This is a genomic window from Ponticoccus sp. (in: a-proteobacteria) (genome assembly GCF_048381735.1).
On the sequence record NZ_JBLXGL010000002.1, the window covers coordinates 164,622 to 178,020 of the forward strand.

Sequence of the window (13,399 nt, forward strand, 5' to 3'; positions counted from 1 at the left end):
CACCGTGAACGGTCAAACTTTCGCTTGCGAAGGGCCATTCCGGCCCCGTACCCTAAGGGTCATTGCCGGGAGAGGTGACGGGAAATCATGCAGGATTTCGGAGAGGCATTTTCTCTGGCCCTCGGGCTGGTGGTCTCGCCTTCGGGCGACCTTGCCGAAATCGTCGCCCTGTCGCTGCGCGTCAGCCTGTCCGCCACCCTGATCGCCTGCCTGATCGGCCTGCCGCTGGGCGCGCTGCTGGCCATCGCGCGGTTTCGCGGGCGCGGCGCGGCGCTGGTGCTGCTGAACGCGCTGATGGGCCTGCCGCCGGTGGTCGTGGGCCTGATCGTCTACCTGCAATTGTCGCGCGCGGGGCCACTGGGCTTTCTCGGGCTGCTCTACACGCCGACGGCGATGATCATCGCCCAGACGATCCTGATCACACCCATCGTCGCCGCCCTGTCGCGGCAGATCCTCGAAGACATGAACGCCGAATACGCCGAGCATTTCCGCTCGCTCTGCCTGACGCGGCTGCAACGGGTGCAGGCGCTGCTCTGGGACGCGCGGACGGCGCTGGCGACCGTGGCGCTGGCAGGCTTCGGGCGCGCGGTGGCAGAGGTCGGCGCGGTGATGATCGTCGGCGGCAACATCGACCACCTGACCCGCGTCATGACCACCGCCATCGCGCTGGAGACCTCGAAGGGCGAACTGGCGCTGGCCATGGCGCTGGGGATCATCCTCATGGCGCTGGCCCTTGGCGTGAACGCGCTGGTGCAGGGGCTGCGGATCTCCGCTGAAAGGCAGGAAGCCCATGCGTGATCTCTCGGCACCCGAGGCCCTGCTCGACACGTCGACCGACATGGCGCTGCGCCTCTCGGGCGTCCGGCTGATCCTTGGCGGGCGGGCGGTGCTGGACGGCGTCGACCTTGCCCTGCCCGGGCAGGGCGTGACCGCCGTCATGGGCCCGAACGGCGCCGGCAAAAGCCAGCTGCTGAAGCTGGCCCACGGGCTGACCGTGCCCACGGCGGGCACCGCGACATGGAACGGCCGACCCGCCGCGACGATGACGGCCTCGCAGGCGCTGGTGTTCCAGAAACCCGTGCTGCTGCGCCGGTCCGTCGCCGCCAATCTCGACTTCGTGCTGAAATCCCGCCGCAAGGACCGCACGCTGGCGCCGGGGTTGCTGGCCCATGTCGGCCTTGCCGACAAGGCCCGCCAGCCCGCCCGCGCCCTGTCCGGCGGCGAGGCGCAGCGCCTTGCCATGGCCCGCGCGCTGGCGCTGGACCCGAAGGTGCTGCTGCTGGACGAACCCACCGCCAGCCTCGACCCCGCCTCTGTCCTCGCGATCGAGCACATCACGCTGCAGGCCCGCGACCGGGGCGTGAAGGTGATCCTCGTGACGCATGACATCGGGCAGGCCCGGCGCCTGGCCGACGACGTGGTCTTCCTGAACCGGGGGCGCGTCACCGAACATTCCCCGGCAGAGACCTTCTTTGCCGCGCCCCGCAGCGCCGAGGCCAGGGATTTCCTGAACGGCAGGCTGATCGTCTGACCCCCGACCCACCCCGAAAGACCAATGAGGATACCATGACATTCAAGACCCTGACCGTTGCCGGCCTTCTGGCAGCGCTTCCCCTCTGCGCCGCCGCGCAGGAGGCGATCATCGTGCAGTCGACCACCTCGACCGCCAACTCCGGCCTCTACGACCACCTGCTGCCGATCTTCTCGGACAAGACCGGCATCACCGTGAACGTGGTCGCCGTGGGCACCGGTCAGGCGATCAGCAATGCCGCCAATTGCGACGGCGACGTGCTGCTGGTGCATGCCAAGGCCTCGGAAGAGAAATTCGTCGCCGAGGGCGGCGGCACCCTGCGCACCGACCTGATGTACAACGACTTCGTGCTGGTCGGCCCCGCCGATGATCCCGCCGGCATCGCCGGAACCTCGGACATCGAGGCGGCGCTTTCCGCCATCGCCGAGGCCGAGGCGCTCTTTGCCTCGCGCGGCGACGACAGCGGCACCCACAAGAAGGAGCGCGCGCTGTGGACGGCGGCAGAGGTCGACCCGGCCAGCGGCTCGGGCGAATGGTACCGCGAGACCGGCTCGGGCATGGGGGCGACGCTGAACGCGGGCATCGGCATGGGCGCCTATGTGCTGACCGACCGCGCGACCTGGATCAGCTTTGCCAACAAGCAGGACTACCAGATCGCGGTCGAGGGCGACAACGACCTCTTCAACCAGTACGGCGTGATCCCGGTGAACCCCGAGAAATGCCCCTCGGTCAATGTCGACGCGGCACAGACCTTCACCGACTGGCTTCTGTCGGCAGAGGGACAAGAGGCCATCGGCGCCTACAAGGTCGACGGCCAGCAGCTGTTCTTCCCCAACGCGCCGAAACAGGGTAGCTGACAGGGGTAAGCCACAACACAGGCCCCCATGGCAGAACCCGAATACCTGACGGTCCCGGAACTGGCAGAGCTTCTGCGCATCAAGGAGCGCAAGGTCTACGACCTTGCCTCCAGCGGAGAGGTGCCCTGCACCCGCGCCACCGGCAAATTGCTGTTTCCCGCGCGCGGCGTGCGGGCCTGGCTGCTGAAACACAGCCAGGGCCACGTGCCCAAGGTGCCGCGCCCCGCCGTGGTGCTGGGCAGCCACGATCCGCTGCTGGACTGGGCGATCCGCGAATCGCGCTGCGGGCTGGCCAGCTACTTCGACGGCTCCACCGACGGGCTGGCCCGCTTCAACCGGCGCGAAGGCGTCGCGGCGGGCCTGCACCTTCAGGATCCCGAAGGCCGCGAGTGGAACATCCCCAGCGTCGACCGCTACTCGGCCGACCAGAACGCGGTGCTGGTGCGCTTCGCCACGCGCGCGCGCGGTCTGGTGCTGGGCCAGAGCATCACCGGCATCACCGCGATGCCCGATCTGCGCGGGCGCCGCGTCGTGCCCCGCCAGCCGGATTCCGGCAGCGACGTGCTGTTCCGGCAACTGGCGGATCGCGCGGGCCTCGCCCTCTCGGACATGGTCCTGACCGACATCGCCCGCACCGAAACAGAGGCCGTGCAGGCGGTGGCCCGCGGCGAGGCGGATGCCACCCTTGGCCTGCACTCGGTCGCGCAGGACTTCGGCCTGCCCTTCGTGCCGCTCATCGACGAACGCTTCGACCTCCTGGTGAACCGCCGCGCGTGGTTCGAAACGCCGATGCAGCGCCTGATGACCTTCTGCCAGTCAGAGGCCATGGCCACCCGGGCCGAACGCATGGGCGGCTACGATCTCACCGGCCTCGGCACCGTGCGCTGGAACGCCTGACCCCGCCGCCCCGGCCCCGGCTCCGGCACAGGACCCTGCTTCTTCTGTCCGCAAATATCCCGGGGTGAGGCGCGCAGCGACGAGGGGCAGCGCCCCTCCGCCGCGATCAGCCGCGCATTACCCCTCCCAGGCGGTCACGCGCCGGTCGATGGTCTTGCGACTGACCCCCAGCCGCCGCGCGGCCTCGGCCCGGTTGCCCTCGCAAAGGTCCAGCACGTGCAGGATATGCCGCTGCATCACCTGTTCGAGGTTCTCGATGGCGCGGGCGCCGGTCACCCGCGTGTCACCGGCGAATTCCGCCGGGAAATCGCCAAGGATCACCGACCGCTCGACCAGGTTCTTCAGCTCGCGTACATTGCCGGGCCAGTCGTAGCGCCGCATCTTCAGCAGCGTCTCGCCGGACAGGTCCAGCGCCGGCAGGCCCAGCGTCGCGGAAAACTGCTGCATGAACAGCGCCGCCAGTTCGGTGATGTCCTCGGAACGGTCCTTCAGCGGCGGCATATGGATGCGCACCACGTTCATGCGGTGGTAAAGATCGGCGCGGAAGCGGCCCTGCCCGACCTCTTCTTCCAGCGCGGTATTGGTGGCGAAGAGAAAGCGCAGGTTCAGCGGAAACTCGCGTTCGGCGCCGATGGGCCGCACGCGCTGGTCTTCCAGCACCCGCAGAAGCGCCGCCTGTACCTGATCGGGCATCTGCGCGATCTCGTCCAGAAACAGCGTCCCGCCATCGGCCAGCAGGAACAGCCCCGGCTTCATCTCGTCGCCCGGCCCGTTCACGCCAAAGAGCTCCTGCGCGATATGATCCGGCGAGATCGCCGCGCAGTTCACCGCCACGAAGGGCCGCCCGGCACGGTCCGACAACTGGTGCAGGTGCCGCGCCGCCAGTTCCTTGCCGGTGCCGCTGGCGCCGGTGAACAGGACCGGCGTCGGCAGCGGCGCCAGCTTCTTCAGCATGGTGCGCACCTCGGCCATCGGTTCCGACGTGCCAAGCAGCTTGCTGCCCTGCGCCTCGGCGTTCAGCTCGTGGCGCAGCAGCGTGTTGTCGCGGCGCAGGTACTTGCGGTCCAGCGTGCGCGCCACCGCGCCAAGGATCTGGTTCGCGCGGAAGGGCTTCAGCACGAAATCGCTGACCCCGGCGCGCAGCGCGGCAATCGCCGTTTCCAGATCCGCATAGGCGGTGATCAGGATGGTATCGGCGAGAAAGCCCAGCTTGCGCTGCTCGGTCACCCATTCCAGGCCGGTCTTGCGCGGCATCACGTTGTCGAGGATCACCACGTCGAAATGGCTCTCGTCCAGCTTGGTCGAGGCCTCTTCGGCAGAGCCCGCAAGTTCGATGCGCTTCACCCGGGGCTGAAGCGTCTTGTACAGGAAGTTGCGCATCCCCGGCTCGTCGTCGATCACCAGGATCGAGGCACCGGCCAGGTCGCTGCCGTAGTCCTTGCCGTCCATCAGTCCAGGCGGACGTTCTGGCCCGTGGCACGGTCGGCGGTGGAATAGTCCAGCTCGTTGGTCAGCGCCCAATGCGCGCCGTATCCGATGGCGGCGATTGCCACGAAACCAAGGATCATTGCCTTCATTCTTTTGTCTCCGTGCTGGCCGAACGCAGGAAGGCGATCAGGTCGGCGCGGTCCTGCGCGCCAGAGATCACCTGCATCGGCATCTTGGAACCCGGAATATAGTGATCCGGGCCCTCGTCAAACAATGCGTCGATCGTCTGGTCCGTCCAGACGATATCCGACCCGTCGAGGGTCGGGGAATAGATATAGCCCGGCACCGTCCCGGCGGCGCGGCCAAAGACCCCGTGCAGCGTCGGCCCGGCCTTGCGGCTGGGGCCGGGGGTCAGGGCGTGGCAGATCGAGCACTTGCGCATGAACTGCCGCTCGCCGTTGGACATGGTCTCGGGCGCCTGCAGAAAGCTGCGCTCGCCGGTGATGCCGGGATCGAAGGTGTCGAGGCTGGCGACCGGCCAGCCATAGGCCACGTCGTCGAGCCCCCCGGCCCAGATCGTCGCGCCATCGGGCGAGAAGGCCAGCGCCCAGACCGGCCCCTGCCGGGTGGCGCGGAAGTCGCGGGCGATGGTCCAGTCGGCGGTGTCCACGATCATGATGTAGCCCTGCCCGTCCCCCACGGCCAGACTGTGGGTCGCGGCATCGTAGGCCATGGACAGGATCGGGCGGCGGTCGAGGGTGAAATCCGCGATTTCGGCGCCGTCGTGATCGATGACCCGCGTGCCGCCGTCGACGGCGCCATAGGCGATCCAGTCCGGCGTCACGATGACCTCGTTGATGCCGAAGCCGTGGCTGATCACCGGCAGGGCCTGATCCGTCGCAAGATCGTAGCGCATCAGCTGGCCGGTGGAGGTGGCGGCGTATAGCGCGCCCTCCCCGAAGGCCACGGCGTTGACGCCGCCCGGCGCCTCCAGCCTGCGGCCCGCGCCCTCCAGCGGCCAGAGGCCCACGGTCCCGTCCCACGATCCGCTTGCCACCAGCCCGTCGCGCAGGGCCAGCGAGGTGACCTTGCCCAGATGGCTGCCCAGCACGCGCGGGGCCTCGTCGTTCCACAGGCGCACGGTGTAGTCGTCCCCGCCCGACAGCAGCAGGCCCCCGGCCGCCAGAACCGTGTTCACCGCGGCCTCGTGCCCTTCCAGCCAGTCCGGCGCGCGCCCGGTCCACACCCCGACCGAGTTGTCGAAGCTCGCGGTCGCGACCCGGCCCGCATCGTCCACGGCGATGCCCATGATCGGCCCGCCGTGGCCCTTCAGCGTCGTGAACTCCTGCGCCTGCGCGGTGGCCCCGGCAAGGGCCACCAGCAGCGCGCCCGCAAGCGCACGCATCACTCCGCCGGGCTGTGGTGGGCGACGGGCTTGCCGCCCTCCTTCGCCTTGACCTTGGCGTACCAGATCGAGTGGTGCTGTTCGGCCCAGTTCTCGTCCACCTGACCCGATCCCATGGCGGCAAAGGCGCCCTCCATCCCGACGGAGCCGATGTAGATATGGGCAAGGATGATCGCCATGAAGAGGAAGGCCACGATGCCGTGCCAGGCCTGCGCCAGCTGCATTTCCTCTTGCGGGGCAAGGTTGGTGGGCAGCGGCCCCATGCCGACCCAGCCGGGCAGGCCAAGCTCGTTGATGATGCCGAAGGTCTTGGCGAAGAGCGGCAGTTCGAAGGGGAAGAGCAGCGACAGCCCCGACAGCGAGATCGAGAAGCCGAAGACCACCACGGACCAGAAGATGATCTTCTGACCGGCGTTGAATTTCTTCGCGGGCGGGTGGTTCTTGCCGATGATGCCACCGGCCTGCTTGAACCAGATCAGGTCCAGCTTGTTCGGGATATTGTGCCAGACCCAGAGCACGAACATCAGGATGACGCCCAGCATGAAGGCCCAAGAGACATTGTTGTGGATCAGCTTGGACCAGACCAGCAGCGTCGCGTTCACCTCTTTGCCCAGAAGCGGCGCGATGAACATGCGCCCGAAGAGCGTGGCAAGCCCGGTCAGGCCCAGCAGGATGAAGGAACCCGCCGTCATCCAGTGGGTAAAGCGCTCGAACCCGGCGAAGCGCGTGACCGTGGTGCCGGTCGTGCCGCCCTCGATCCGCACGCGGCCACGCAGCAGGAAGAACAGGCCCAGCAGCCCGATGGTGCCCAGCAGCGCCCAGCCGCCCCAGATGGCCAGCGGGCCCTCGCGGAACTGCCACCAGGCCATGCCGCCGTCCTGCACCAGCACCTTGCCCACGTCGTTGCGGGTGGACGCGCGGACGTCCGGCATGGTGTCGTAGCGCAGCGCGCGCCAGAGGTCGGGGTCCGAGGCCCCGCCCAGCGTGCCAAGCTGCGGCACGCCCGCCTCTTCGCCGAAACCGGTGTTGGAGGACCGGAAGCTGTCGTCGATCTGCTCGCCGCGCTGGCGGGCAAGGATGTCCTCCAGCGTCTGCGCGCCGCCGGTCGCCTCGCGCGCCTGCGCCAGTTCCGCCTCGCGGCTGGTCTCGATCCGTGGCGGTTGCAGGAAGAAGACCCCGGCGATCACCAGCCCGAGGGCCAGAAGCATGAAGAGGCCGAAGCCGCTGGACCGTTTTGACATCACTTACCCCGTCAGGAAATCTGCCCCCGCCGCCGCACGGCCAAGGGGGAAACGGCCCGCACCCTGCGGCGCGGACCGGATTAGGTTCAGGAAGGGCGGGTCACGGACCCACCCTCGGCGGACGGCCTCAGCCGCCTTTCTGGTCGTAGGCGGTGCCCCAGCCCCATGCGCCCGAGCCGAAGCCACGGGCCACGACGCGCTCGCGGTAGATCCCCGAGACCACGTCGCCGTCCCCGGCCAGCAGGGCCTTGGTGGAACACATCTCGGCGCAGATGGGCAGCTTGCCCTCGGCGATCCGGTTGCGCCCGTACTTCGAGAACTCTGCATTCGAGTTGTTCTCTTCGGGGCCACCGGCGCAGAAGGTGCATTTGTCCATCTTGCCGCGCGACCCGAAGTTGCCGGCCTGCGGATACTGCGGCGCGCCGAAGGGGCACGCGTAGAAGCAGTAGCCGCAGCCGATGCAGAGGTCCTTGGAGTGCAGGACCACGCCTTCCTCGTTCTGGTAGAAGCAATCCACCGGGCAGACGGCCATGCAGGGCGCGTCCGAACAGTGCATGCAGGCCACCGAGATCGAGCGTTCGCCCGGCTTGCCGTCCTGGATCGTCACCACGCGGCGGCGGTTGATCCCCCAGGGCACCTCGTGCTCGTTCTTGCAGGCCGTGACACAGGCGTTGCATTCGATGCAGCGCTCGGCGTCACAGAGAAACTTCGCTCTTGCCATATCGTTCTCTCCTTATGCCGGCATGATCTTGCAGAGGGTGGCCTTGGTCTCCTGCATCTGGGTGACCGAGTCGTAGCCGTAGGTCTGCGCCGTGTTGGTGCTTTCGCCCAGGACATAGGGGTCGGCCCCGTCGGGGTATTTCGACCGCTGGTCCTCGCCCTGGAAATGGCCGCCGAAGTGGAAGGGCATGAAGGCCACACCCTCGCCCACCCGTTCGGTCACCAGAGCCATGACCTTGACCTTGCCGCCTTCCGGGCCTTCGACCCAGACATCGGCCCCGTCACGCACACCAAGGTTGTTGGCGTCGCGCGGGTTGATCTCGACGAACATGTCCTGTTGCAGTTCCGCCAGCCAGGGGTTCGACCGGGTCTCGTCCCCGCCGCCCTCGTATTCCACGAGGCGCCCCGAGGTCAGGATGATCGGATAATCCTGGCTGAAGTCGTTCTTCTGGATCGACGCGTACATGGTCGGCACCCGCCAGAAGGACTTGTCCTCGTAGGTCGGGTAGTCGGCCACCAGATCGCGGCGGTTGGTGTACAGCGGCTCGCGGTGCAGCGGGATCGGGTCCGGGAAGGTCCAGACCACCGCACGCGCTTTGGCGTTGCCATAGGGCGCGCAGCCATGGGCGATGGCAACGCGCTGGATGCCGCCGGAAAGGTCGGTCTTCCAGTTTACGCCGCCGACAGCCGCAGCATAGTCGCTGGGGCGGTCACCCTGCTGCGAGGTCTCGCCGACCTCCGCCTGACCCTCGTCGGCCTCTTCTGGGGCCTCGTAGCCCGCGACACGCTCGATCACAGCGCGCTCTTCCGCGGTCAGGTCGCTGTCCCAGCCGAGGTCGATGAGCATCTGCATGGTGAACTCGGGGTAGCCGTCGGGGATTTCCGACCCGACCGGGGCCACGCCCTCGGCCAGCAGGTTGTCGCCCTCGTGCTCGACGCCGAAACGCGCCCGGAAGCCCATGCCGCCCTGCGCCACCGGCAGCGAGACGTCATAGAGGTTGGCCGACCCGGGGTGGTTCATCTCGGCTGTGCCCCATGCGGGCCACGGCATCCCGTAGAAGTCGCCGTCGCAGGGTCCACCCAGCGCCCGCAGCGTCGTGCGGTCAAAGGTGTGCTGGTTGGCCATATGCTTCTTCAGGCGCTCCGGGCTTTGCCCGGTGTAGCCGATCGTCCACATGCCCTTGTTGAACTCGCGGGTCAGATCCTCGACCACCGGCTCTCCGTCGACCACCTCGATGTTGCGGAACATGCGGTCCGCAAAGCCGAACTTGGTGGCGAACTTGTGCATGATCGTGTGATCCGGCAGCGATTCGAACAGCGGAGCGACCACCTGCTCGCGCCATTGCAGCGAGCGGTTGGACGCGGTGACCGAACCCCTGGTCTCGAACTGCGTCGCGGCGGGCAGCAGGTACACGCCGTCGGTGCGGTCGTGCAGCACCGCCGAGACGGTGGGATAGGGGTCCACCACGACCAGCAGGTCGAGCTTCTCCATCGCGCCCTTCATCTCGACCAGACGGGTCTGAGAGTTCGGCGCGTGGCCCCAGAACACCATCGCGCGGGTGTTGTCGGGCTGTTCGAGGTTCTCCTTGGCTTCGAGGACACCGTCGATCCACCGGCTGACAGGGATGCCGGTGATGTTCATCATCGCCTTGTCCTTGCCGTCCGCGCCTTTCATGGTCGCGAAGCGACCGGCGAGGTAGTCGAAATCCTCTTCCCAGACACGCGCCCAGTGCTGCCAGGACCCCTTGGACAGGCCGTAGTAGCCCGGCAGGGTATCGGCCAGAACGCCAAGGTCCGTGGCGCCCTGCACGTTGTCATGGCCGCGGAAGATGTTGGTGCCGCCGCCAGAGGTGCCCATGTTGCCCAGCGCAAGCTGCAGGATGCAGTAGGCGCGGGTGTTGTTGTTGCCGTTCGAGTGCTGGGTGCCGCCCATGCACCAGATCACGGTGCCGGGACGGTTGTTGGCCAGCGTCATGGCCACGCGCTTCAGCTGCGAGCCCGGGGTGCCGGTGACACGCTCGACCTCTTCGGGCGTCCACTTCTTCACCTCTTCGCGGATCTGGTCCATCCCCCAGACACGGGTGCGGATGAATTCCTTGTCCTCCCAGCCGTTGTCGAAAATGTGGTAGAGGATGCCCCAGACCAGCGCGACGTCCGAACCGGGACGGAAGCGGACGTATTCGTCCGCATGCGCGGCGGTGCGGGTGAAGCGCGGATCGCAGACGATCAGCGGGGCGTTGTTCTGCTCCTTGGCGCGCAGGACGTGCAAGAGCGAGACGGGGTGCGCCTCGGCCGGGTTGCCGCCGATGATGAAGATCGCCTTGGAGTTATGGATGTCGTTGTAGCTGTTGGTCATGGCGCCGTAGCCCCATGTGTTCGCAACGCCCGCAACGGTGGTCGAGTGGCAGATCCGCGCCTGGTGATCCACGTTGTTCGTGCCCCAGTAGGCGGCGAACTTGCGGAACAGGTAGGCCTGCTCGTTCGAATGCTTGGCAGAGCCCAGCCAGTAGACAGAGTCCGGTCCGCTTTCCTCGCGGATCGACATCATCTGGTCGCCGATCTCGTTGATCGCCTCGTCCCACGAGATGCGGACCCATTCGCCGGCCACCTTCTTCATGGGGTACTTCAGGCGGCGCTCGCCATGGGCGTGCTCACGCACCGATGCGCCCTTGGCGCAGTGGGACCCCAGGTTGAAGGGGCTGTCCCAGCCGGGTTCCTGACCCGTCCAGACGCCATCCTGCACCTCTGCCATGACGGTACAGCCGACCGAGCAGTGTGTGCAGACGGATTTCTTCAGCTCCACGGCGCCGGTCGCGGCGGCTGTGGCGGCGCTGGCCTGCTGGACGGTTCCGCCCGTCGCGGCAATGGCGGCAAGGCCGCCGATGGCCAGACCGGACCCGCGCAGGAAGGCGCGGCGGTCGACCGAGGCATTTGCGGCCTCGGACAGGATCGAAGTCCGCTGGGGGCGTCTCGCTACCCCGTTGGTCTTTTTCCTAAGCATGTTTCTCTCTCCCTTGCTCGCGCGGACCCATGTCCTTGCTTGCTTGGTTGGGGCTCATGACCTTGGCAGTCGGGCGTCACGCAACCAGTCGCCTTGGCCGGTTCTTGTGCCGGGTCCGCGCGCTGCGGGCCTTGCGGTGTTATCGGGCGCCTCGGCGCCGGTCTTGTTTGGTCGCGCAGCCTATCCGAAAACCGGTGCCCACTTTTCGGGCTGCACTTGATGCCGCGCAGCTTGTCCGAAAACCGGTGCCCACTTTTCGGGCTGCACTCCGTCAGAACTTCGCGCTGGCGAAATACGCGCGGGTGTGCGCGGTGTCCTGCATCCGGTCGGACGACAGGTCGGGCTCGGCGGCCTGCGCCTCTTGCCCGGCGGTCGCCACGGCAACCGCTGCCGCGGGTGCCGCCGTTCCGGCCAGCTTGAGGAAATCACGGCGCGATGCGCCTTCTTCCTTCTTCATCAAGAGCCTCCTCTTCTTGGTGTTGCAGCGCCTTGGCGCCAGAAATGCCGGCAGTCCGACCGGCGGTGACGAATTGCCGGGCCAGGGCCCGGCGGTGAAAATCCCTATCCGCCCATGCGGAAGGCCTCTGCCTCGATCTCGACGAAGCAGCGGCCGATGGTGCCCACGGGCGCGTAGAAGACAGAGTTCTTCGCGCCTTCGAGGTCGGTGAAGAAATGCCCGGCCCAGGGCGCGATATGCTTGTTGAAGAAGTCGCGCTGCTTCCCCAGCGACGCGGGTGTGCCAAAGCGGCCCACGATCAGCGCGCCCATCATCTCCATCAGGCTGGCGATATTGTCCTCGGGTTCGAAGACCGTTTCGGCCCGCGCCAGCCCCTGTGCACGCATGTCCTGCCGCAGCACCGCCAGCGGCTTCTCGTTCAGGAAACCGGTCAGGTAGAAGGACGCGTAGGGCAGAAGCTCGCCGCGCCCCAGCCCGATGAACAGCTTGTTGTACTCGGAGGCGACAGACCGCGGCTTCGTCACCTTCGCCATCTTGGCCAGCGTGGTGATCGCCTGCCCCAGGGGGCCCGCGTCGCCCGACAGGCTGGCGGTCTGGGCCAGCAGCATCTCGTCCGGCGGGCCCGACAGGATCAGGCCCAGAAAATTGTAGAGATCGGCGCGGAGGCGGTCTTCCTCGGCAATCTGGGGCGCGGTTGCGGCGGTCATGACGCTCCTTCCAGCGGGTCGAATGTGAAACGCATCCGGCGCGAGGCGACCGGGATCGGATCGGCCTCCGGCGCCTCCGCGGCGGGGTCCGGCGCGGCGGCCACCTGCACGGCCTCCTGCGGGGCTTCGTCGCCTTCGGGCGCGGCCTCGGGGGCCTCGTCGACCTCCGGCTCGGGCTCGGGCGTGGCAACGGCGGGCTTGAGGTCGGCGAAGGTATCCACCAGCCCGCGCCCGACCTTGTAGAGCGTCTTGACCTCCTGCCCCTCGTAGGCGGCAGCGGTGAAATCGCCGTCGTAATCGTTCAGCCCGTCCACGCAGGCCAGCACCGGGTTCGATTTCCACAGGGCGCGCAGCGCGCGGGTCTTCAGCCGCTGCGGCAGCGCGGCCTTGAGGAAGGCCTGCACCTGCTCGCCGCTGACGATATCCTCGGGCAGCGGCAGCCCGGCCTCGGCCAGCAGCTCCTCGTCCGAGCGCTCGGCCAGCGCCTGCTCGGTGCGGGCCTGAACGGCGGCCTCCTGCTCGGCCTCTTCGGCCCGGGTTTCCTGCTGGACGGCGGCGCGGCGGCGGGACCAGAAATCGCTCATATCAGACGCCCCCGCTTCAGCGCCGGGGACGCGTAGACATCCGCCGCCTTGCCGACGCGCGGATCGCCGATGCCGTCCTGCGTGAGGTCGGTGCGTTTCTTGTCGCGCTTGCGTTTGACGAAGGTCTCTTCGCGGTAATGTTCCTCGACGAATTCCTGCACCCAGGCCACCAGCCCGGCGGGCATCGGCACCTTCTCGACCACCTCTTCGCCGCTGTCGGTGTAATCCTGCGCCTCGTAGGGCGAGGCCGTCACCAGCAGCACCTCGTAGGGGAAGTCCTGCCCATGGACCGCGCGCATGACCACGTAGAGGCTGGGCACCGCGATCGACAGCCCGTGCAGATAGGCCTCTGCCTCGGCGCCATGCAGTTCCAGCACCGGGGTGGCGGCGTGGTATTCCACCGCCTCGCCCTCGCGGCGCATCTCTTTCCAGTCGGCGGGCGCGGCGCCCGGCAGGACGGCGGAACAGGTCCAGTGCCACTTTGCCCAACGCGTGACGCCGGGCGTGCGGCGCAGGACCACACCCACCGGCAGGGTACGATAGGCTTTCGGGTTGTGGTGGATCACGGGCT

Annotated in this window: 14 protein-coding genes; 4 read left to right on the forward strand and 10 right to left on the reverse strand. The window is 67.7% G+C overall.

The window, feature by feature from the left end:
- Positions 1-87: 87 nt before the first annotated feature.
- From ACN5KJ_RS05095 to ACN5KJ_RS05110, 4 genes are read left to right on the forward strand one after another with little or no spacing between them, the layout of a single operon-like run.
- Positions 88-798, forward strand: coding sequence for an ABC transporter permease (locus ACN5KJ_RS05095; protein WP_206563830.1), 711 nt, complete (start codon positions 88-90; stop codon positions 796-798).
- Complete coding sequence (locus ACN5KJ_RS05100) at positions 791-1,531, forward strand: ATP-binding cassette domain-containing protein (RefSeq protein WP_418592390.1); 741 nt, start codon at positions 791-793, stop codon at positions 1,529-1,531. Before ACN5KJ_RS05095 ends, ACN5KJ_RS05100 begins: the two co-directional genes overlap by 8 nt.
- 35 nt (positions 1,532-1,566) lie before the next feature.
- A complete protein-coding gene (locus ACN5KJ_RS05105) occupies positions 1,567-2,388 on the forward strand; it encodes a substrate-binding domain-containing protein (RefSeq protein WP_418592392.1) in 822 nt (273 codons plus the stop codon).
- A gap of 27 nt (positions 2,389-2,415) precedes the next feature.
- Positions 2,416-3,285, forward strand: a complete 870-nt coding sequence (locus ACN5KJ_RS05110) for a substrate-binding domain-containing protein (protein ID WP_418592393.1) — start codon at positions 2,416-2,418, stop codon at positions 3,283-3,285.
- 117 nt (positions 3,286-3,402) lie between these two features.
- On the opposite strand, the gene ACN5KJ_RS05115 is transcribed toward ACN5KJ_RS05110, so the two are convergent.
- From ACN5KJ_RS05115 to ACN5KJ_RS05160, 10 genes are all read right to left on the reverse strand, one after another.
- A complete protein-coding gene (locus ACN5KJ_RS05115; protein ID WP_347166198.1) occupies positions 3,403-4,734 on the reverse strand; it encodes a sigma-54 dependent transcriptional regulator in 1,332 nt (443 codons plus the stop codon).
- A complete protein-coding gene (locus tag ACN5KJ_RS05120) occupies positions 4,734-4,862 on the reverse strand; it encodes a hypothetical protein (RefSeq protein ID WP_285803642.1) in 129 nt (42 codons plus the stop codon). Before ACN5KJ_RS05120 ends, ACN5KJ_RS05115 begins: the two co-directional genes overlap by 1 nt.
- Positions 4,859-6,118 carry a c-type cytochrome gene (locus ACN5KJ_RS05125; RefSeq protein WP_418592396.1) on the reverse strand — a complete coding sequence of 420 codons (1,260 nt, stop codon included), beginning with the start codon at positions 6,116-6,118 and terminating at the stop codon, positions 4,859-4,861. Before ACN5KJ_RS05125 ends, ACN5KJ_RS05120 begins: the two co-directional genes overlap by 4 nt.
- Positions 6,118-7,359, reverse strand: a complete 1,242-nt coding sequence (locus ACN5KJ_RS05130; RefSeq protein ID WP_418592398.1) for a formate dehydrogenase subunit gamma — start codon at positions 7,357-7,359, stop codon at positions 6,118-6,120. Before ACN5KJ_RS05130 ends, ACN5KJ_RS05125 begins: the two co-directional genes overlap by 1 nt.
- 127 nt (positions 7,360-7,486) lie before the next feature.
- Entirely contained in the window at positions 7,487-8,080 is a 594-nt protein-coding gene (gene fdh3B, locus ACN5KJ_RS05135) for a formate dehydrogenase FDH3 subunit beta (RefSeq protein WP_023848587.1), read from the reverse strand.
- 12 nt (positions 8,081-8,092) lie between these two features.
- Positions 8,093-11,080: a formate dehydrogenase subunit alpha gene (locus ACN5KJ_RS05140; protein WP_418592400.1), complete on the reverse strand. Its 2,988-nt coding sequence runs from the start codon at positions 11,078-11,080 to the stop codon at positions 8,093-8,095.
- Positions 11,081-11,351: 271 nt separating this feature from the next.
- Positions 11,352-11,537, reverse strand: coding sequence for a twin-arginine translocation signal domain-containing protein (locus ACN5KJ_RS05145; RefSeq protein WP_206563838.1), 186 nt, complete (start codon positions 11,535-11,537; stop codon positions 11,352-11,354).
- 104 nt (positions 11,538-11,641) lie between these two features.
- Complete coding sequence (locus ACN5KJ_RS05150; protein ID WP_418592402.1) at positions 11,642-12,244, reverse strand: TorD/DmsD family molecular chaperone; 603 nt, start codon at positions 12,242-12,244, stop codon at positions 11,642-11,644.
- On the reverse strand, positions 12,241-12,828 hold the full coding sequence (locus ACN5KJ_RS05155; RefSeq protein ID WP_418592404.1) for a DUF3306 domain-containing protein: 588 nt from the start codon (positions 12,826-12,828) through the stop codon (positions 12,241-12,243). Before ACN5KJ_RS05155 ends, ACN5KJ_RS05150 begins: the two co-directional genes overlap by 4 nt.
- The gene (locus ACN5KJ_RS05160; RefSeq protein ID WP_418592927.1) at positions 12,825-13,361 is read right to left on the reverse strand and encodes a DUF3305 domain-containing protein; all 537 of its coding nucleotides are present in this window, start codon (positions 13,359-13,361) and stop codon (positions 12,825-12,827) included. The genes ACN5KJ_RS05155 and ACN5KJ_RS05160 overlap by 4 nt, the downstream gene beginning before the upstream one ends.
- Positions 13,362-13,399 lie beyond the last annotated feature (38 nt).